Origin of the sequence: Rubritalea profundi (genome assembly GCF_002954445.1) — a bacterium.
GTDB classification, from domain to species: domain Bacteria; phylum Verrucomicrobiota; class Verrucomicrobiia; order Verrucomicrobiales; family Akkermansiaceae; genus Rubritalea; species Rubritalea profundi.
Map to the genome: position 1 here is coordinate 3,422,089 of NZ_MQWA01000001.1, position 19,988 is coordinate 3,442,076.

16 protein-coding genes are annotated in these 19,988 nt (G+C 48.8%); 13 read left to right on the forward strand and 3 right to left on the reverse strand.

The annotated features are described in order from the left end of the window. The first annotated feature begins 27 nt into the window (after window positions 1–27). The 7 genes from BSZ32_RS15070 (at window position 28) to trpD (ending at window position 7,308) form a co-directional block, all read left to right on the forward strand. On the forward strand, window positions 28–1,791 hold the full coding sequence (locus tag BSZ32_RS15070; RefSeq protein ID WP_105044181.1) for an assimilatory sulfite reductase (NADPH) flavoprotein subunit: 1,764 nt from the start codon (window positions 28–30) through the stop codon (window positions 1,789–1,791). A 32-nt stretch (window positions 1,792–1,823) separates the two neighbouring features. Then, complete coding sequence (locus BSZ32_RS15075; protein ID WP_105044182.1) at window positions 1,824–3,545, forward strand: NADPH-dependent assimilatory sulfite reductase hemoprotein subunit; 1,722 nt, start codon at window positions 1,824–1,826, stop codon at window positions 3,543–3,545. Between the two features lie 146 nt (window positions 3,546–3,691). After that, window positions 3,692–4,420, forward strand: coding sequence for a phosphoadenylyl-sulfate reductase (locus BSZ32_RS15080; RefSeq protein ID WP_105044872.1), 729 nt, complete (start codon window positions 3,692–3,694; stop codon window positions 4,418–4,420). Window positions 4,421–4,542: 122 nt separating this feature from the next. After that, window positions 4,543–4,761 carry a hypothetical protein gene (locus BSZ32_RS15085; RefSeq protein ID WP_105044183.1) on the forward strand — a complete coding sequence of 73 codons (219 nt, stop codon included), beginning with the start codon at window positions 4,543–4,545 and terminating at the stop codon, window positions 4,759–4,761. Continuing rightward, a complete protein-coding gene (locus tag BSZ32_RS15090) occupies window positions 4,758–5,087 on the forward strand; it encodes a type II toxin-antitoxin system PemK/MazF family toxin (RefSeq protein WP_206018877.1) in 330 nt (109 codons plus the stop codon). The genes BSZ32_RS15085 and BSZ32_RS15090 overlap by 4 nt, the downstream gene beginning before the upstream one ends. 114 nt (window positions 5,088–5,201) lie before the next feature. Then, window positions 5,202–6,170 carry a cysteine synthase A gene (gene cysK, locus BSZ32_RS15095; RefSeq protein WP_105044184.1) on the forward strand — a complete coding sequence of 323 codons (969 nt, stop codon included), beginning with the start codon at window positions 5,202–5,204 and terminating at the stop codon, window positions 6,168–6,170. A 94-nt stretch (window positions 6,171–6,264) separates the two neighbouring features. Continuing rightward, window positions 6,265–7,308: an anthranilate phosphoribosyltransferase gene (trpD, locus tag BSZ32_RS15100; RefSeq protein WP_105044185.1), complete on the forward strand. Its 1,044-nt coding sequence runs from the start codon at window positions 6,265–6,267 to the stop codon at window positions 7,306–7,308. Between the two features lie 352 nt (window positions 7,309–7,660). On the opposite strand, the gene BSZ32_RS15105 is transcribed toward trpD, so the two are convergent. From BSZ32_RS15105 to BSZ32_RS15115, 3 genes are read right to left on the reverse strand one after another with little or no spacing between them, the layout of a single operon-like run. Continuing rightward, a complete protein-coding gene (locus BSZ32_RS15105) occupies window positions 7,661–8,605 on the reverse strand; it encodes an ABC transporter permease (protein WP_105044186.1) in 945 nt (314 codons plus the stop codon). 8 nt (window positions 8,606–8,613) lie between these two features. Further along, the gene (locus BSZ32_RS15110) at window positions 8,614–9,537 is read right to left on the reverse strand and encodes an ABC transporter permease (RefSeq protein ID WP_105044187.1); all 924 of its coding nucleotides are present in this window, start codon (window positions 9,535–9,537) and stop codon (window positions 8,614–8,616) included. Window positions 9,538–9,560: 23 nt separating this feature from the next. After that, complete coding sequence (locus BSZ32_RS15115) at window positions 9,561–11,537, reverse strand: peptide ABC transporter substrate-binding protein (RefSeq protein WP_105044188.1); 1,977 nt, start codon at window positions 11,535–11,537, stop codon at window positions 9,561–9,563. A gap of 114 nt (window positions 11,538–11,651) precedes the next feature. Here BSZ32_RS15115 and BSZ32_RS15120 point away from each other — a divergent pair, with 114 nt between their 5' ends. The 6 genes from BSZ32_RS15120 to rarD all read left to right on the forward strand — a co-directional run bounded on the left by BSZ32_RS15120 (window position 11,652) and on the right by rarD (window position 19,777). Continuing rightward, the gene (locus tag BSZ32_RS15120; RefSeq protein ID WP_105044189.1) at window positions 11,652–13,004 is read left to right on the forward strand and encodes an ABC transporter permease subunit; all 1,353 of its coding nucleotides are present in this window, start codon (window positions 11,652–11,654) and stop codon (window positions 13,002–13,004) included. 14 nt (window positions 13,005–13,018) lie between these two features. Beyond that, on the forward strand, window positions 13,019–14,590 hold the full coding sequence (locus BSZ32_RS15125) for an ABC transporter permease subunit (RefSeq protein WP_105044190.1): 1,572 nt from the start codon (window positions 13,019–13,021) through the stop codon (window positions 14,588–14,590). 10 nt (window positions 14,591–14,600) lie between these two features. Next, complete coding sequence (locus BSZ32_RS15130) at window positions 14,601–16,727, forward strand: ABC transporter substrate-binding protein (RefSeq protein ID WP_165788880.1); 2,127 nt, start codon at window positions 14,601–14,603, stop codon at window positions 16,725–16,727. A 10-nt stretch (window positions 16,728–16,737) separates the two neighbouring features. Then, window positions 16,738–17,730, forward strand: coding sequence for an ABC transporter ATP-binding protein (locus tag BSZ32_RS15135; protein WP_105044192.1), 993 nt, complete (start codon window positions 16,738–16,740; stop codon window positions 17,728–17,730). Between the two features lie 3 nt (window positions 17,731–17,733). Continuing rightward, a complete protein-coding gene (locus tag BSZ32_RS15140; RefSeq protein ID WP_105044193.1) occupies window positions 17,734–18,747 on the forward strand; it encodes an ABC transporter ATP-binding protein in 1,014 nt (337 codons plus the stop codon). A gap of 130 nt (window positions 18,748–18,877) precedes the next feature. Then, entirely contained in the window at window positions 18,878–19,777 is a 900-nt protein-coding gene (rarD, locus tag BSZ32_RS15145; RefSeq protein ID WP_165788881.1) for an EamA family transporter RarD, read from the forward strand. Window positions 19,778–19,988: the final 211 nt, after the last annotated feature.

Genomic DNA, 19,988 nt, shown 5'->3' on the forward strand with positions numbered 1-19,988 from the left:
TAATGTATTGGAAATTTCGTAAGAATTATGATCCCATCACACGCTCCTTTTGACCCGAATCAGCGCACTATAATTAGTGCGTTAATTCCTACTTTGACACCCGAGCAAAAAGCTTGGCTCAGTGGCTTCTTAGCTGCTTCGCAGGGTGGCGCAGTTGCAGCACCCGCTGCAGCTTCTAAACCATTGACTGTGCTTTACGGTACAGAGTCTGGTAACTGCGAATCTTTAGCGGATAAAGTCGCTAAAGAGGCGAAGAAAAAAGGCTTCAAAGTTGCCATGAAAAACCTCGCTGACATTTCAGTGAAGGACATTTTGAAGTTTGAGCATGTGGCTCTCATCGTTTCCACTTGGGGCGATGGTGAACCACCAGAAGGAGCAGTGTCTTTCCACAAAGAATTCATGACTGCAGATCTCGATCTTAAGGGGCTCAAGTTCTCTGTTCTCGCCCTAGGTGACACTTCCTATGATAAATTCTGCCAGACCGGTAAAGACTTTGACACACGCCTCGCCGCACTCGGTGCTGAGCGTATTGCTGATCGTGTCGACTGCGATGTTGACTTTGACGATGCATACGGCACTTGGAAAGAGTCACTTTTCGCGGCACTCGGAACAACCGCTTCAGCAGCTGCACCAGCAATCGACCTTGAAGGTTTCGCTCCAACAGTAGAGTACGGTCGCAAGAATCCATTCCCAGCGGAAGTTCTCGATAACCAACTCATCAACGGCGAAGGCTCCGCTAAAGAGACCATTCACCTAGAGCTCGATCTCGAAGGCTCAGGCCTCGGTTACGAGGCTGGTGATGCACTCGCAGTGGTTCCTGTAAACTCCGACGGCGTAGTTACTGCATTCCTCGCAGCATCTGGCCTCAGTGGTACTGAGCAAGTAGAAGTAAAAGGCGAAGACATGTGCGACCTTAAAGAGGCGCTCACTTACAAGCTCGATATCACTGGGCTTTCCCGAGCAGTGGCTAAGAAATATTTTGCTCTATCCAAGAGCGATGAACTTGGCGAAATCGTCAGCGATAAAAATAAATCAGAATTCAAGAACTGGTCATGGGGCCGAGAGGTTGTAGATCTTCTAGAGCTATTTCCAGTGCAGAAGCTCGGTGCTCAGGCATTGGTGAGCGTTCTTCGCAAGCTTCCTCCTCGTCTTTACTCTATCGCATCTAGCCCTAAAGCGCACCCAGGTGAAGTGCACCTTACTGTTGCTGCAGTGCGTTACGAAGGCCACGGCAAAGCGCGCAAGGGAGTTGCCTCCTGCTACATCGCAGACGAAGCGAAGTCTGGTGAGAAGGTTCAGGTCTACGTTCACAAAAACAAGAACTTCCGTCTACCTGTAGACACTGACAAACCAGTCATCATGGTTGGACCTGGAACTGGAATCGCTCCATTCCGTGCCTTCATCGAAGAGCGCGGCGAAACATCTGCCAAAGGTGACACATGGTTGTTCTTCGGAGACCAACGCTACACCTACGACTTCCTCTACCAGCTCGAACTTCAGGACCACCTTAAGTCCGGTGCTCTGACAAAGCTCGATGTTGCGTTCTCTCGCGACCAGCCAGAGAAGGTCTACGTGCAGAACAAGATGCACGAACAAGGTGAAGAAATTTACAAGTGGCTCGAAGCGGGTGCTTACTTCTACGTCTGTGGTGATGCCGAGCGCATGGCCAAGGACGTGAACACAGCACTTATCGACATCGTTGCTAAGCACGGTGGCAAGTCAGCAGATGATGCAGCGGCATACATTGACGCACTTAAAAAAGACAAGCGCTACCAGCGTGACGTTTATTAATCAAAAACTTACCAATCTTAAATTTTACTAACATGAGTGAAGAAAAGAAATTATCAGCAAACGAGTACCTCAAGATAGAATCTAACTATCTTCGTGGAACGCTTGCTGAGGAACTCGCTGACACATCTACTGGTGGCATCACTGAAGGCTCCGGCCAGATGGTCAAGTTCCACGGTTGCTACGTTCAAGACGACCGCGACCTCCGCGCAAACCGCCGCAAGCACAAGCTCGAGAAAGCATACAGCTTCCTCATGCGTGTCCGCCTTCCAGGTGGTGTGGTTTCTCCTAAGCAGTGGCTCCACATGGACTGGATCTCGGAGAACTTTGCCAACAATACGCTCAAACTTACCACCCGTCAGGCATTCCAGCTGCACGGTGTGATCAAGTCCCAGCTCAAGCGCACTGTTCAGGAAATGGACAAAGTGGCGCTCGACTGTATCGCAGCATGTGGTGACGTGAACCGCAACGTGATGGTGAACCCAAATCCTCACCTTAGCGCACTGCACGCTGACACAATAAAGCTCGCTACAGAGATTTCAGAGCACCTCCTTCCACAAGGCGGCGCGTACCACGAGATCTTCCTCGATCAGGAAAAAGTCATTTCATCTGAAGAGGTAGTCGAGCCAATCTACGGTAAGACATACCTCCCACGTAAGTTCAAAATCGCTATCGTGATCCCACCGTCAAACGACTGTGACATCCACGCCAACGACCTCTCATTCATCGCTATTGTAGAAGACGAGAAGATCGTTGGTTACAACATCGCTGTTGGTGGTGGCATGGGCATGACTCACGGTGTTGAGAATACCTACCCACGTCTCGCTGATATCATCGGTTTCTGTACTCCAGAGCAGGTGGTTGATGTGGCTGAGAAAGTTCTTCTTGTGCAGCGTGACAACGGTAACCGTTGTGACCGTAAGCAATCACGTCTCAAGTACACCATCGATAGCCGTAGCACTGAGTGGTTCGTTCAAACTCTCAACGAGTACCTAGGCTACGAGATCGCTCCTGTGCGTCCTTACGAATTCACAACCAATGGTGACAACTTCGGTTGGCATCAAGACGAGACTGGTAACTGGCACCTCAACCTCTTCATCGAAGGTGGTCGCGTGGTTGATTCCCCAGCATTTCCAGTGAAGACCGGCCTTCGTGAAATTGCGAAAGTGCTCAAAGGTGAATTCCGCCTCACAGCAAACCAGAACCTAGCAATTTCTAATATCCCGAATGATCAGAAGGCTGAGATCGAAGTGATTCTTGAGAAGTACAATATCCTTAAGAGCCACGAGCGTTCAGCGCTTCGTCTCTACTCGATCGCTTGTGTGTCACTTCCAACCTGTGGTCTCGCACTAGCAGAAGCTGAGCGTTACCTCCCAGTGCTCGTTACTGAGCTCGAGGAAGTAGTAGAAGAATGTGGTCTCCGCCACGACGCTATCACCATTCGTATGACTGGTTGCCCGAACGGCTGTGGTCGTCCATTCCTCTCAGAAATCGCTTTCGTTGGCCGCGGCCCTGGCCGTTACAACCTCTACCTCGGTGGTGGTCACGCTGGTCAACGTCTCAACAAGCTCTACCGGCAAGACATCCTCGGTGTGGACGCGAAAGAGATCCTTAAACCTCTCATCGAAGATTACGCGAAGAACCGCCAAGACGGCGAGCGCTTCGGTGACTTCGTTATCCGTGCCGGCTACGTCGAAGCAACAGTCAATGGCTTGGATTTCCACAAGAACATCAAGCCGGAAGCCATTCCTTCTTAAGGAGTTTTTAAGCGCAGATTTCACAGATTAAACAGATTTTTTAGTAGAGGCTTTGCCCGAAGCCTCTTCGTAAATTCCTTTAATTTTGTAAATTCTGTCAAAAAAAGATCTGGATGGGAGATTATCAGGAAAAAGACATCACTATTATGAGTGCAGCAGAACAGAAACTAACAGATGCAGAAATTATTGCTGCTGAGCTTGGTGCTAAAAAAGCGGGCGAGCGCATCAAGTGGCTATATGAAACCTATGGGGACCGCGTAATGGCGAGCACCAGCTTTGGTTTGCAAGCAGCTGTGATGCTTCATCTGATCAGTGAAAATGCACCGAAGATGCCGATCGCCTTTGTGGATACCGGCTATCTTTTCCCTGAGACCTACAAGTACCTCGAAACGCTGCAACAGCGCTTTGAGGTGGATCTACGTATCTACAATCCGAAGCTAACAGCAGCGCGGCAAGAGGCTCTCCACGGAAAGCTCTGGGAGCAGGGAGAAGAGGGGAACACTAAGTATGGTTTGATTAACAAGGTTGAGCCACTGGATCGTGCGATCAAAGAGATCGGTGCAGATATCTGGATCAGTGGTCTCCGCCGCGCGCAATCAAGCACACGTAAAGACCGGGCATTTGCTGAGCAACAAAGCGAGACGATCAAAGCGTACCCAATCCTCGACTGGGCTGATGCGCAGGTGAATGTGTATTACCACATGCACGACCTCCCACGCCACCCGCTCGAAGTTGAGGGCTATATCACGATGGGTGACCACCATTCCACCATTCCAGCGACTGAAGGAATGACTGCTGAAGATACCCGCTACGGCGGCCAAAAGTACGAGTGCGGCATCCACCTCGACAACGGCAACAGCGACTTCCAGATCTAAACGCAGAAGAGGCTTCCAGCCTCTTTCTATTGAATAATCAAATTTCTAAAAGGCATCACGTCCATAAAGAGGTACTACTATAGCTATTTGACAGCGTAAGTCATAAGTCATACAGTGTGTGTATGAGAGTGACATTATCCATCCCAGACGATGTGGCGCGACGCTTCCAAGCTTCGGTTCCTGCTCGTAAACGCTCAAAGCTTGTGACAGAGCTGTTGCTGAAAGAGTTATCAAAGCTAGAAGGTGCCTTGGCTGCAGCTTGTATCAATGCGAATGCAGATGCCAAGCTCAATGTTGAAGTAGAAGAATGGCAAGCATTCGAAGATGAAATCTCAGAATGAAGCCTATCAAACGTGGTGAGATATGGTGGGTCAGTCTAGACCCTACACAGGGCTCTGAAATTCGCAAAACCCGTCCGTGCGTGGTGATGAGTCACAATACATTGAATCAACACAGGCAGACAGTAATCGTCGTGCCTCTTTCGACCGCAGCCAAAGCCCATCCGCCGATTACGATCCCTGTGACTTGTAAGAAGAAGCAGGTAATGGCCGTGGTGGATCAAGTGAGAGCAGTCTCGAAGCATCGCTTAAAATCTCGCTTGGATAACTTGGAGCAAGCCCAGCTTTCAGAGTTAGGTGACGCCCTAAAAGTGATCTTGTCCTTGTAGTGTACAGTAAATTTGGATGGCGCTAAATTTCTCAAATTTCCGTCTGGTCAAACGGTAGTTCGGATGGGAAAGTCTGCCTGCTCAAATACGAATCAATTTTAAACAAACAATACTATGGGAATCCTAGCTCAAAACATGGTCGACACAGTCGGCAACACTCCGCTCATCAAGCTCAACAAAATCACTGAAGGTCTCGATGCTGAGATCTACGTGAAAGGTGAATTTTTCAACCCGCTCTTCAGCGTCAAAGACCGTATCGGTAAGTCGATGATCGAAGCTGCTGAGAAGGATGGTTCACTCAAGCCGGGTGGCACAATTATCGAGCCAACTTCTGGTAACACAGGAATCGCTCTCGCATTTGTATCACGCGCTAAGGGCTACCGTTGTGTTCTTACAATGCCTGAGTCGATGTCCATTGAGCGCCGTGTACTTCTTCGTATGCTCGGTGCTGAGATCGTTCTTACTCCAGCCGCTAAAGGCATGGGTGGAGCGATAGCAAAGGCAAAGCAACTTCTTGAAGAAGACCCAACAGCATTCGGTCCATCACAGTTCGATAATCCAGCAAACCCACAGGCTCACCGCGAGACTACTGCGGAAGAGATCTGGAGCGCACTCGACGGCGACGTTGACTTCCTTGTGTCAGGTGTTGGCACAGGGGGCACTATCACTGGCGTTGCTGAAGTGATCAAGGATCGTAAGCCTAGTTTCCAAGCGATCGCAGTAGAGCCTGAGAACTCCCCAGTTATCGGTGGTGGTTCTCCAGGTCCTCACAAGATCCAGGGCATTGGTGCTGGATTTATCCCAGGTAACCTCAATATGGAGATCATCGACGGCACAATCACTGTGACGAACGAAAACGCATTCGAGACTGCTCAGAAGCTCGCTCAGCTAGAAGGCCTGCCTGCTGGCATCTCTACAGGAGCTAACGTATGGGCTGCTATTCAGCTTGCTAAGCGTCCTGAAGCTAAGGGCAAGAATATCGTAACCATCGGTTGCTCTAGCACTGAGCGATACCTCTCGACTCCACTCGCTGAAAAGATCCGCGAGGAAGTGGCTAACCTTCCAGTGAGTGAAATCGTATAGTCTCGCTTTGAGATGACATTTTCAAAAGCCCGTGGCGTAATTGCTGCGGGCTTTTTCTTTTACTTTTAGAATCGGCTGTTAGCTTGATTTTAACATGGACGCGCTAATCAAATGTGTACAATCGGGGCAAGAGCTCGCAGCGGATCAAATCGTTACTGCGGCTGAATTCTTATTAGATGAAAATGCTTCTATTGAGAAAAAGATAAGCTTCCTTAAAGGCTTGTCAGCAAAGGGGGAGACTCCTGCCGAGATCGCTGGATTCGTGGAGGCCTTCCTCGAACGCGCGCTTGATCCCGGTACGACTGGAATGACTTTTGACGGTCCAACGATTGATGTCTGCGGTACCGGTGGCGACAAGCTCAACCTCTTTAATGTCTCGACCACTAGCATGTTTGTGATCGCTGCTGGTGGGGCAACCGTCGTCAAGCACGGTAACCGTGGCATCACTTCAAAGAGTGGAGGGGCGGATGTGTTAGAAGCACTAGGTATCCGTCTGGATATATCACCGGAGACTTTCCGTAAATGCCTCGACGAAGCGGGAGTGGGCTTCCTTTTCGCGCAAATGTATCACCCGGCTTTCAAGGCTGTTGGGCCAGTTCGCGCAGAGCTCGCCAAAGAAGGGATCCGCACAATTTTCAATTTGATCGGGCCGCTGCTCAATCCCGTTCGTCCTCAATGCCAATTGATAGGGGTTTGTAATCCAGCACTTGGCCCAGTATTCTCTGAAATCCTTCAACGACTGGGCCGAGAGAGTGCCTGGATCGTCAATGGCAATACCGCCGACGGTCGGCCAGTCGATGAAATGAGTCTGATGGGATCGACTGAAGTCTTTAAATCTGGCAGTAACCAAAATCTCAGCCATGAGACAGTGAAGCCAGTAGACTTTGGTCTTACGGTCTGCGATGAGTCAGAGCTCGAAGGTGGCGAAGCTGATGAGAATGCACAAATCCTCTTTGATATACTTTCAGGCAAAGAGACTGGAGCAAAGCGTGAGATGGTCCTCCTCAATGCTGCCGCGGGTCTAGCCTGTGCTGGTCTCGCTGATGATATCGCTGACGGTGTCCAAAAGGCACGCAAACTCATCGATTCAGGTGCCGCGCTAGAGCGCCTTCACAAGCTGCAAGCTGCTGCGAAGTAAGAATTTCAGAGTTCAGAGTTCAGAGTTCAGAGTTCAGAGTTCAGAGTTCAGAGTTCAGAGTTCAGAGTTCAGAGTTCAGAGTTCAGGAAGGGCTATAGAATCTAACAGATTGGGTGTGTGCTTGCCCCAACGGGGTTTCGTAGCTAAGCCTAGGGTTGGTGGAGCCTACCCTAGTTTGGAATACAGACGAGAGAATCAACTCTGAAGGAGTTGTGTCTGTGCAGGTGGTCTTGCGCCCTTCGACGACACCGTCAGCATTGTGCTAACGAGACACATTTCTACCCTAACTACTTTTTATCGGCAACACTTGGGCTGAGAGGCGAATGGTTTGGCGGACCGTCTAGACTACGATTTAATCTTTCGATGCCTTTGGGTCTAATGCATCTCGCAGGCCGTCGCCAAGGAAGTTGAAGGCGAAGAGCGTGATAGAGAACACCAGTGCGGGGAAGAGGAGTACGGTGAAGTTTGTCTCCAGGTAGTTGGCTCCCTCTTGAATGAGTTTGCCCCATGAGCTGTTAGGTGGCTCGATTCCTAGTCCTAGAAATGAGAGTGCCGCCTCATAGAGGATGAAGCTAGGGATTGTCAGAGTGGTGAAAATGATGATTGGTCCCAGAGTGTTAGGGATGATGTGCTGGAATAGGATGCGTGTGTGGCTGAGTCCTAGTGAACGTGCAGCCTCAACATACTCTAACTGGCTAAGTGAAGCTGTTTGAGTACGGACAATTCGGCTCATTGTAAGCCAGCCCGATGCTCCAATCGCGATGAAGAGTGGGATGATGTTCTGGTAACGCAGAACAAAGTCGCGGTTCCATCCTTGCACTTCCGTGAGGTATTTACCCACAGTTTCAATGTGGCCGCTGATGACTTCGCGGAAGAGAATCACAATGATGAGGAATGGTAGCGCGAGTAGTCCGTCGACAATACGCATCATGGTATTATCTATTTTACCACCCACATAGCCAGAGATGGCACCATAAGCGATACCTATGGTGACTGAGATAGCCGTCGCGGCGAAGGCGACTAATAATGAAATCTGACCGCCGTAGAGAATCCGAGCAAGCAGGTCGCGACCAATCTGGTCGGTACCTAGTGGGTATTCCATGCTAGGTGGGAGCAGCTTGTTGGGTAACTCACCACTATTGGGATCGACTCCATATATGAAGGGGCCAATGAAGCAAGCGAGAACAATGAAGACCACTGTCCAGAGGCTAACAATAGAGAGCTTGTTTTTTGAAAGACGAATCCACGCATCATTCCAGAGCGAGCTTCCTTCTATAGGTTGAGAATTTGTTGCCATGGTCAGAATTAGGTAGCGTCACGAAGACGTGGGTTGAGAAGAAGCAGAGCGATGTCGACGAGCAGGTTGGCGCCAGCCATCAAGAATCCGTAGAATATGACGAGCCCTTGAAGCAGTGCGTAATCCTTGCTGGTGACGGCATTGACGAAGTGTTGGCCCATTCCTGGAACTTGGAAGATTGTTTCAACAATAAAGGAGCCTGAGATGATAGCAGCGAATGCGGGTCCGAGAAATGTTACCGCAGGCATCATTGCTCCACGGAGGGTGTGTTTTACAATGATTGGAAGCATTGGCACGCCTTTGGCCTTTGCTGTGCGGATGTAATCTTGAGATAGAATTTCAAGCATTCCACCGCGAGTAAGGCGTGCGAGGTAGGCTGCAGATCCAACGCCGAGAGTGAGAGATGGAAGTAAAATGTCTGCGGCGGTGTCCCACCCGGCAACGTTTATCCAGTCAGTTTTACTAGCGACCCATAGCTGAAGGAGTGGGCCTAATACGAAAGTTGGGATACAGATGCCGATCATGGCCACAGCCATAGATGAGTAGTCAATCCATGAATTTTTTCTAAGGGCAGCTATGACTCCCATTGGAATGCCTAGCAATACAGCGACTGTGATGCCGCCAATACCTACGAGTAATGAAGCAGGTAGAGACTGGACAATGATCTCGTTGACTGTGCGGCCGGGCTTAGAGGTCGATAGCCCAAGGTCACCCATGAGAACATTTTTTACATAACGTCCGTATTGGACAATCAGCGGTTTATCTAGCCCGTAGTATTCTTCTATCTTTTCCTTCACATGCTCAGGCATGCTTTTGTCATCGGTGGATAATGGGTCACCAGGGATGGCTCGGATAGCAAAGAAGGTTAGGGTGAAGAGGAAAAATACGACTGCAAAGGCTTGCAGGACGCGACTAATAATTAGACGAAACATGAGATGAAGTGGGAAATGAGAAATTAGTTAGACTCAAGCTCAACGAACTTGAATGGATGGTTGTCTAGCAAGAGTGGATTCCAGCCTTTGACTGAGGGATGAAGGAGGTAGCTAGTAGTATACCAGTACAGTGGTAAAATCGGGCGCTCATTTAGGATGATGGCTTCAGCTTCTTTTAGGATTTCAAGACGTTCACTAGGATCAGCATTTTGTTCCGCTAGGTTGAGCTTCTCTTCGAACTCGGTACTGCTCCATCCAGTGTTGTTGTTACCGTTACCTTTACTCCACATATCGAGGAAAGTAGTGGGGTCGAGGAAGTCGCCAATCCAGCCACCGACAGCGATATCGTAATCAAGCTCTTGCTGGGCTGTAAGGAATGTGCCCCACTCGCGTTGTTCGATACGGACATTGATTCCGAGGTGTTGTTTCCACATTGCTTGGAGAGCTTCAGCCATACGGATAGAGGTTTCTTTTGGTGTTGTTAGGATTTTGAGGTCGGTGGTGAACCCTTCACCATTGGGGAATCCAGCTTCGGCCATAAGTTTCTGCGCTTCAGTTGCGTCGAAGTGTATCACCTTTGGAGTCGTGTATTCCTCAGTCTGAGGGACCAGCCCATGGGCCGGTGTTTGGCCGCCCTGTAGCAGGTTGTCTATGATAAGCCGTCTATCGATAGCTGCTGAAAGGGCCAGTCTCACTTTTTGATTTTCCAGAGGTTTTCTTGTGGTGTTAAGACGGAGAAAGTAGACGCCAACATACGGTTCTTGTCTGAGAGCTTCAGGTCTAACCTTTCTTGAGTGAATGATCATCTCTGGGGGGAGGGTGTAGGTCTTGTGCAATTGGCTGTCGTAAAACATACGAGCTTCAGTGTAGGCGTTCTTCACAGGGAGATAGCGAATACCATTAAGTTTTACTGTGCTAGAGTCCCAGTAATTAGGGTTCTTCAGCGCTTCGATGTGGTGGTTGAAGCGCCAACTGTTGAGTACGAAAGCGCCGTTAGAAACGATATTTCCTACCCGTGTCCAACCTGTGTTTGGCGTATCGATGGTTCCGAACTTGAGTATTGTATGCTTGGGCACAGGGAACCAAGTGTAGTGCTTGGTGATTTCTGGTAAGAAAGGAATCGGGCCTCGGAGGTTGATAACGAGGGTGAGCGGGGTCTTCGCCGTTACGCCAACATGAGCGAGATCCCAAAGATCAGGTGAACCCGCCTCGGCGTGCTGCATCAGGCGAGCGATGATAACCTCTCTCTCTGCCGCAGTGACAGAAGTCGGCCAATCGAACTTGATAGACCCATCTTGGATGGTTTTGAGCTGTTTTAAGCTGATTCTATTGAGGCCCTTGTGGTTGACGTAGAGTTGTTTTTGTTCGGAACTCAGAGAAGAGAAGTCATTTTTAGCAGTGTCTTTAAATGAGGAAATGTCGATCTTGTCGTTGCCTGTGAAGTTACAGTCTTTAATCAGTTGCCAATCGAGTGGGCTTTTGGGGTCGGCCTTGAAGAAGATGTATCCCTTGTGGTCTTGGTTGTATTCCTTGGCGTTACTCAGGTAATAGAGCATTTCTGCGTACTTAGCTCCGAGGTTTGGTGAGAGAATTCGATGGTAGGAGAAGATGAAGTCTTCAGCAGTGATCGGTACGCCATCAGACCACAGAGCATTGGTGCGAAGGTTGAATGTCCATTGAGTGAAGTCCTCGTTAGATTCCCAGCTTTCCGCGACACCGGGGAGGCATTCTGCATTTTTCTCGGGGTGATCCACACAGAGCCCTTCGAATATTGCGCGGATGATGTTTCCCTCAATGACTCCACTCACTAGATGTGGGTCGATCCCTTTTGGCTCATCACCGTTTCCTATCAAGAGGATACCTTCACGATTTGCTCGCTCTATTGGAGTTTCGTCTTGGCAGCTTGTCAGAGTCAATAGACCGCTGAGGAGAAGTAGGGTGAAGGTGATGCTTCGCATGGCAGGGGGACGTTGTCTGAAAACCTTGAGAGTTGCAGTCATTATTTTAATAAAAATCAATTGATTTTGAGGAAACGCATTCTTGCCTTCGCTAAACGGGTGTCATACATACCAGCATGCTCGTTCAGTTATACTGGCGAACCTCACCTACATTTCATGAAAGCCTACTTCATTCGCCGACTTTTACTGGTGCTACCAACCATGATAGGGATCACTTTGCTTGTCTTCACCGTGACACGCTTTGCGCCAGGTGGTCCGATGGAGAGTATACTCCAGGCAGCAGTAGCAGGCGGCGACGATGGTGGAGGCTCAGGTGGCTCAGACAATAAGTCAGGTCAGCTGTCGACAGAGGACCTTGAGGACCTTGAGGAAGAATATGGATACGATAAAAATGTCGTCCATGCCTATGGTCAATGGTTAGGGGTGATGCCCAAAGAGACATTGATTTCCAAAAAAGAATTTGGTGGTGAAACCGTCGACAAAAATCTCGATACGAGCAAGCAACTCAAACTGGTGTTACTAGGCTCAGACAGAGTTGTAGAAGTGCAGATAAATCGAGAAGAGGGGAGTGAAGTTTCCTTAAAGAGTTTTCAATATCTCGACGGCAGCGACCCGCTAGACGATGGCTGGGCGCTACGTATCGAATCACCAGCGGATAGAGCTGAGCGCTGGGCACGCAGAGAGAAGAAGGATGTTAGTGATTGCACTGAGGTCTACGACTATCGTGCTGTGGCATATAAAAAGCGATTCACTGGTCTGATTCAGGGGGATCTAGGACGCTCCCAACAATACGGAGACACTGTGTGGTCGATGGTTTTAGCGCGCATACCGATTGCTTTATATTTTGGAATTCTATCCACCTTGATCATTTACGGGACATGTATCCCACTAGGAGTCGTTAAAGCCATCAGCCATCGTTCGTGGTTTGATAACCTGAGCTCGATCATGATTTTTGTCGGCTATGCTATTCCTGGCTATGCATTAGGTGCGTTGTTAGTAGTTTTCCTAGGTGCTCAAATGGGCTTGTTCCCGATCTTCGGTCTAACCAGCGAAGGCTTTGATGATCTTAGCGTGTTTGGCCAAATGAAGGACCTGGCGCACCACACTGTGTTGCCGGTCATCTGTTACGTGATCAGTGGCTTCGCCTTCCTAACCATGATGATGAAGAATAATCTAATGGATAATTTGTCCGCTGATTATGTGCGTACAGCCATGTCAAAGGGGGTGACATTCCGCCGGGCTGTGATCGGTCATGCCTTCCGAAATTCCTTTATCCCTATTGCCACAGGCCTGGGGGGGCTGATCACGCTTTTTGTCGGTGGCAGTATGTTGATCGAGCGTGTATTTGATATCCAAGGCTTTGGAATGCTCCAATTCCAAGCGGTGATGGATAAGGATATCCCAGTGATTATGGGAACACTTACTATCAGTGCATTTCTTATGCTTATGGGCAATATCTTGTCAGACATCATCGTGGCGATGGTCGATCCTCGAATCAAATTTAACTAACTAAGAAATTTATTATGAGAAAAGTTGCTTGGTTTATATTAGTAGCCTCCGTGCTAGCAGCCCTCGCTGAGGTGTTCGGGTTGCACCTCCCAACAATGAGTTGGGCGTACGACCTTTCACATAAAGTGAGCTGGCTCCAGAGTGAGATAGGTACCGCGGAGAGCCTGGGGAAATTTGTGTGGTTTGGCTACGCGATGAGTGTCGTTGGCATTGCTGTTGCGGTGCTGCTTCTTATCAAAAACCCTGTGGGCAAGGAGATGTTGCCGTCGACGAAAGTTCGCTTGAATAGGTTTAAATCAAATACCCGCGGCTACGTTTCGTTCTGGATTATACTAGCAATGATCCTTCTCGCAGGGCTCGACCAAGTAGTTGTCGGCAAGCGTGCTCTATTTGTGAAAACAGATGCAGGTATGTACTTCCCCGCATTCAGCCGAGCAGTGTATTACGGCAAAGATTTCGGGCTGACGGGTGATAAATCCTCAGCTGAGGCCGACTATAGACTCGTTAAGCAGCTAGGGGACCACACCGTGCTGATGCCACTGGTTCCATTCGACCCTACACAGGACACAGTAAAGGTTCCTTTTGTGGAGTTAGAGGATAAAGCCGGCGTGCTGATAGGTATCAATGGCAGCGCTATGAATGGTAGTGTCTCTACTCTTTATGATGGCGACTCCGAACGCCGTCACATGATCTACGATTACCGTAAAGGAGTAAAACAAGGACTTGTCGTGGGCCGTGATAGAAAAGGCGTGCCAGTCTATGAGGCACGTTATGAGAAGGGTGCCCTAGTTGATGACTCGGAGACATACTCTGGCGAAGAAATCAGTCGCGAGGAATTTCTCGCAGCTGGCGATGGAAAACTCTGTAAGGTGTTTTTCCATGCAGCACCTCCCGGAAAAGAGCACTTGTTAGGAACAACTCCTTTGGGCAGCGACATGGTGGCTTACCTCTACGGTGGATTGCAGATCAACATCAAGGCGGCCTTGATCTATATCCCAATGATTTATTTCATCGGTGTGAGTTTAGGTTTGTTGATGGGCTTCTTTGGTGGAGCATTTGACCTCATTTTCCAACGGATCATTGAGATATTCTCGACCATTCCATTCCTCTTTGTCGTGATCATCTTTAGTAGTCTACTCGATGCTAAAGACCGTGGGTTGGGACTCATCTTGTTGATTCTTATCGCATTTGGATGGATGGGCATGACCTATCTTATGCGAACCGCGGCAATGAAAGAAAAGGCGCGTGACTACGTGGCCGCGGCTCGAGTTTCTGGAGCGTCGACACCTCGCATTATCTTCACTCACATCTTGCCGAATACTGTGGCGATTTTGGTGACCTTGGTTCCCTTCAGCGTGTCAGGCATCATCATGTCTCTTACTGCTCTAGACTACCTAGGATTCGGTCTTCCCTCTGAATACGCAACTTGGGGAACCCTGTTGAAAGATGGACTAGCAAACTTTTCTAAACCTTGGCTAGTAGCATCATCCTTCACCGCTTTGGTTTCCACACTTGTACTGGTCACCTTCGTTGGTGAAGCAGTCCGGGATGCGTTCGATCCGAAGAAATTCACAACTTACAAATAGGCCTATTTACATGAGGAAACTAATCCATCTCCTACTACTCTCTGCCGCGGCTGTCTGCATGACGTCATGTAGCAAAGAGCAGGATCAAGTGAAACGTGAGTCAGGCTTTCCCGACTTCGTTGAGAACTATAACCGGAATATTTCGGAATGGTTGTTAGAAGAGCAGGTAAAGCTCGATAAGCGAGAAGCTAAGCACCAAGACGAGCTCGCTTCAGCGGGTTCAGATTCAGAAAAAACGTCAATTGAAGGCAAGATCAAAGACCTTGCTAAAAAGCGCGCAAAGTACACTTACCGCCAGAGTCTAGGTAAGTATTTTGACTTCAAGAAGCACGAGGACATTCCTAATGATTTGGTTTGGGAGAATGGAGCTGACAACCCAATTATTGGAGACCCTAGAGCTAAGAAGGGAGGAACCTTACACACCTATATGCTGAGTTTTCCAAAAACTTTGCGTCCCTTTGGTCCCAATTCTAATGGTAGCTTGCGAGGCGAACTTTACGACCTCATTGATATGAGTTTGATAGCTTACCACCCAATCACAGAAAAAGTGATTCCGGCATTAGCCAAAGAATGGGCGTATGGTGCAGATGGACGCACAGTTTTCTACCGAATAGATCCCGATGCGACCTACAATGATGGGGTGAAAGTGAAAGCCACAGACTTCATGTTCTACATCTATGTGCGAATCTCAGACAATCTTTCTAACCCGTTTCAAAAGCAATATTTCAGAGAGCAATTCGCTAATTTCACAACTTATGGTGACTCAGTTATTTCGATTTCACTTCCTGAACCAAAGCCACGATTAGCATTATATGCGAGCCTATCTCCTTCTGCCCCTCATTTTTATGAGGCGTATGGTCCTGACTATAAAGACCGTTACCAATGGCTCGTGCCTCCAACAACTGGAGCCTACACCATTCTCCCTAAAGATGTCAAAAAAGGACGTAGCCTCACGCAATCAAGGATCAAAGATTGGTGGGCGAAGGATAAAAAGTACTACAAACACGCTAACAACGTAGATAAAATCAACTATCAGGTGATTGCCGATCAATCGAAAGCCTTTGAACTATTCCTTATCGGAGATATTGATTTCTTCAGTCTCAATGTCCCTGACTATTGGTATGAAAAGATGGAGGTGCCACAGTATTTTGGTGGCTACATCGAGAAAGTTCAGTTCTATAACATCTTCCCTCGTACTCCACGTGGCTTGTACCTCAACCTCGCAAAAAAGCCGCTAGACAACCTCAATGTGAGAAAAGGCCTATCACATGCAATGGACTTCGATACGGTCAACACGGTGTTGTTCCGAGGCGACGTGGAGCGTTTACAAAGTTGGACTGAAGGTTACGGTAAATTCAGTAACCCGAATATCCAAGCGCGTGAGTACTCAGTGAGTAAAGCTGAAGAGTACTTTACTAAAGCAGGTTACACCAAGCGTGATTCTGAAGGGTATTTGGTGAGTGAATCTGGCAAACGAATGCAGTTGGAGATCACTTGGGGGCGCGCTCCTATTTATGATCAAATCATGGACAAGCTGAAGGAGGGCGCCAAAAAGGCTGGGGTCGAGATTCTCCTCGATGGCCAGATCAGTTCTGTGGCCTTTACCAAGATGTTAGAAAAGCGTCACCAAGCAGCCTTTTTAGGTTGGAATGTCCAGCCTCCATTTCCACGCTACTATGGATCATTTCATTCCAAGAATGCCTATGATGAGAAGGGCAACCTTAAGAAGCAAACCACAAATATGAACTCATACAGCAATCCAGAGATGGATAGATTGTCAGAGAATATTCGTGCGGCGACTAGTGAAGAAGCTCTCCAACGTGACTCCTGGAAAGCTGAGCAACTTATACACGATGACGCTCTATTCATTCCTGCGATCAAGTCTGGCTATCTAAGGCAGGGCCATTGGCGTTGGCTCAAATGGCCGCAGACTAAGCACTATGAATTCAATGCTCCAGCGGTTTCGTTAGCGTATGAGAGTTACTTGTACTGGATCGATGAAGATTTAAAAAAGGAGACACTCGCAGCTAAAAAAGCGGGAATGAAGTTGCCCGAGAAAAACCATTTTTACGACCTCTACCGCAAAGGTATCCCAACTCTCAATGAGCTGGAGCAACGTAAGGTGAAACAGAACTAATCTAACCAACGTGTCTGATAATATTTTAGAAATCAAAAATCTCGTCACCGAGTTCAAAACTGAGAACGGTTGGCTGCGTGCTGTCGATGGAGTGAGCTTTGATGTGCCGAAGGGTAAAACCGTTGGTATTGTTGGGGAATCAGGCTGTGGCAAGTCGGTCACCGCAATGTCCATTATCGATCTATTGCCAAAGCCCATGGGACATGTCAAAAGGGGACAGGTTGTTTTCAAAGGCCGTGACCTTCGTCAGCTAGATCATAAGGAGTATTACAAGATCCGGGGAGGACGGATTTCAGTGATCTTCCAGGAACCGATGACTGCGTTGAACCCAGTGCACAAGATCGGCCGTCAGATTTCTGAAGTGCTATTGCTGCACACGAAAATGAGTAAGAAAGAAGCGTGGCAGGAATCTATTCGAGTCCTGGATAGCGTGGGGATTCCAGCTCCCGATCAGCGCATAAACGAATACCCACACCAACTTTCCGGCGGAATGCGCCAACGTGTAGTGATAGCCATGGCTCTGGCCTGTAAGCCAGACCTAGTGATTGCTGACGAACCGACCACCGCACTCGACGTGACTGTGCAGGCTGAGATTCTAGACCTCATCAACAAGCTGCAAAAGGAAATGGGCATGTCGGTCATTATGATCACTCACGATCTTGGAGTCATTGCGGAGACCTGTGACGAGGTGGTCGTAATGTATGCTGGTCGCGTTGTTGAACGTGGCGACGTGCACACCATCTTTAAAAAACCAGTACACGCCTACACCAAGGCGTTGTTAAACTCGATCCCGTCGTTGGATGCTCCACGCAAGTCCGAACTTTCCACGATCCCCGGTACAGTCGAAGGCATTGCCGACTTTGTAGAAGGTTGCCGATTCTGCCAACGTATGTCAGTCCCAGTCGAGCAGCTCACCGAGCGCCCGAATTTTATCGAAATCGAAAAAGGTCATTGGGTGGAGAATTGCCCAACCTGTAACTCCCAACGTCCAGCAATGGCTTAAACTATGTCCGATCTTCTTGAAGTAAATGATCTAAAAATGCACTTCCCTGTGCGCGGGGGAATAACCATGAAACAGGTGGGTTCAGTCAAGGCTGTCGACGGTGTCTCCTTCACAGTGAAACCAGGGGAAACGCTTGGACTTGTTGGTGAGTCTGGTTGCGGGAAATCTACTTTGGGGAAATGCCTCCTGCGACTTTACGAGCCGACGGCAGGCCAGATTGATCTAGAGGGGCGCGATATCACGCGGATGTCTCAGGCCAAGCTACGCCCGTTGCGAAAGGACATTCAGATGATGTTCCAAGACCCCGCCGAGTCATTGAACTCACGTTTCTCTGTGCGCCAGATTGTGCGTGAGCCACTCGATATTCAAAAGATAGGCACCCGTAAAGAACGCGATGCCATGGTTGAGGACTTACTCGAAAAAGTAGGCCTGCCTCGCTCCGCCGCAGATAAGTTTCCATTCGAATTCTCCGGCGGTCAGCGCCAGCGTATCGGAGTCGCCAGAGCCATCGCGCTGAATCCTAAGATGCTCGTGTTAGACGAACCTGTCTCAGCGCTCGACGTGTCGGTCCAATCACAAGTACTCAACCTCTTAGTGGACCTGCAGAAAGAGCTGAACATGGCCTACATCTTCATTGCTCACGACCTCGCAGTAGTGAAACACATTTCTGATCGTGTCGCAGTCATGTATCTTGGGAAGATCGTAGAGCTAGCAGACTCTGACGTGATCTATCACAGCCCACGTCACGGCTACACCAAGGCGCTACTCTCCGCTATTCCTCACGCTGATCCTAGCTACGAAAAAAATCGTATCCGCCTCGAAGGCGAGGTGCCCTCACCGATCGACCCGCCCAAAGGCTCAGCTTTCGGTCACCGCATCAATCACCCACGCTACGATGAAACAGTAGGAATGGACATGAAACTCGTCGAGATAGCATCAGGCCATTGGGTCGCCGCCGACCCATGCAGCCTCACCGAAGAAGATTGGCAGAAGGCGAAAGCGTTAGTATCAGCATAGCAACAACAACAGCGCTCTCGACCGCTCATCTGATCGGCAACCGCTGGAGCGTAGCGCAGGCGTCTCGCCTGCTTCAACCAACCTTGCAAACGCGCGGAATACTGAGTTCAATAATAATACCTCTAACACTGTGACCCGTTCTACATTCGGCATTCTTTCTGGCCTTGCAGCTTTCCTTCTTTGGGGGTGTTTACCTATTTTTTGGGAACAACTTCAGGAGGTTCCAGCGAGTTCGATCACAGCTTACCGTATCATTTTTTCAGCCATTGTGCTGATTCCTATTCTATTTTTCAGGAAGCGACTCAGTTCCACTTTGAAGACATTTAACGAGCCCACATTGCTGCTCAAGAATGGTGCCGCGGGCGCTCTTCTGTCAGTCAATTGGTTGATCTATGTATGGGCTACTAACAATGGTCGCGTGATTGAGATTTCGCTAGGGTATTACCTCTTACCCCTCATCTATATTGTCATTGGCTACTTCTTTCTTAAGGAAGAGATTTCTCGGCTTCAGTGGCTAGCAATCTTCTTCGCATTCATAGGAGTCGTGGTGCAAGCTCAGGGTCTAGGATCTATTCCATGGTGTGCTCTTGGAGTTGCCTCTACCTTTGCTACCTATGCAGTGGTTAAAAAAAGAACCAAGTGTGATGGCATGTCAGCGCTCTTTCTTGAAATGATCATCACCGCTCCATTCGCTTTTGTTTACCTCCTCTGGTTTGCTCCGACACTCGAAGGCACCAGCGATACACCAGCCTCTAGCGCAACCCTCCTTCTCATAGCGCTCACCGGAGTGGCCACAGTGGCACCACTTTTATTTTTCTCTGCCGCGACTAAACGCATCACGCTAAGCACCATCGGTATGCTTCAGTATATTGCCCCTACCGGGCAATTTCTCATAGGTTGGCTCTACTTCGGCGAGTCGATCAATAGTACTCAGATGATAGCCTTCAGCCTCATTTGGTTGGCTGTCACACTGTATTCTCTGAGTTCCCTCTTTCTGAAACAATCAAAAACCACAGTCAAGCTTGAGTGATTATGCAGTGCTGGATACAGCGGTGAAAGCTAGTATCGGAGAATGCAAACTCCTTGACCGTCTTCGTAGACCTACGGGTTTGTCTTAGCAGTCTGGAAAGGTTTGGATAGTGTTTAGGACGTTTTCGAGCAAGTCACTTGAGGAGCTGGAAGCAAATGCAATAGTGCAATCGAAGGTGGCTGAGTTTTGTGAAGTGAAATATGAATATTTT

What these genes read in the sequence shown, in the direction of transcription:
- trpD (WP_105044185.1), top strand. Translation starts at nt 6,265, where the DNA reads ATGGACGCGCTAATCAAATGTGTACAATCGGGGCAAGAGCTCGCAGCG.
- BSZ32_RS15090 (WP_206018877.1), top strand. Translation starts at nt 4,758, where the DNA reads ATGAAGCCTATCAAACGTGGTGAGATATGGTGGGTCAGTCTAGACCCT.
- BSZ32_RS15110 (WP_105044187.1), bottom strand. Translation starts at nt 9,537, where the DNA reads ATGTTTCGTCTAATTATTAGTCGCGTCCTGCAAGCCTTTGCAGTCGTA.
- BSZ32_RS15075 (WP_105044182.1), top strand. Translation starts at nt 1,824, where the DNA reads ATGAGTGAAGAAAAGAAATTATCAGCAAACGAGTACCTCAAGATAGAA.
- BSZ32_RS15085 (WP_105044183.1), top strand. Translation starts at nt 4,543, where the DNA reads ATGAGAGTGACATTATCCATCCCAGACGATGTGGCGCGACGCTTCCAA.
- BSZ32_RS15080 (WP_105044872.1), top strand. Translation starts at nt 3,692, where the DNA reads ATGAGTGCAGCAGAACAGAAACTAACAGATGCAGAAATTATTGCTGCT.
- BSZ32_RS15120 (WP_105044189.1), top strand. Translation starts at nt 11,652, where the DNA reads ATGAAAGCCTACTTCATTCGCCGACTTTTACTGGTGCTACCAACCATG.
- BSZ32_RS15115 (WP_105044188.1), bottom strand. Translation starts at nt 11,537, where the DNA reads ATGACTGCAACTCTCAAGGTTTTCAGACAACGTCCCCCTGCCATGCGA.
- BSZ32_RS15130 (WP_165788880.1), top strand. Translation starts at nt 14,601, where the DNA reads ATGAGGAAACTAATCCATCTCCTACTACTCTCTGCCGCGGCTGTCTGC.
- cysK (WP_105044184.1), top strand. Translation starts at nt 5,202, where the DNA reads ATGGGAATCCTAGCTCAAAACATGGTCGACACAGTCGGCAACACTCCG.
- BSZ32_RS15105 (WP_105044186.1), bottom strand. Translation starts at nt 8,605, where the DNA reads ATGGCAACAAATTCTCAACCTATAGAAGGAAGCTCGCTCTGGAATGAT.
- BSZ32_RS15140 (WP_105044193.1), top strand. Translation starts at nt 17,734, where the DNA reads ATGTCCGATCTTCTTGAAGTAAATGATCTAAAAATGCACTTCCCTGTG.
- BSZ32_RS15070 (WP_105044181.1), top strand. Translation starts at nt 28, where the DNA reads ATGATCCCATCACACGCTCCTTTTGACCCGAATCAGCGCACTATAATT.
- BSZ32_RS15125 (WP_105044190.1), top strand. Translation starts at nt 13,019, where the DNA reads ATGAGAAAAGTTGCTTGGTTTATATTAGTAGCCTCCGTGCTAGCAGCC.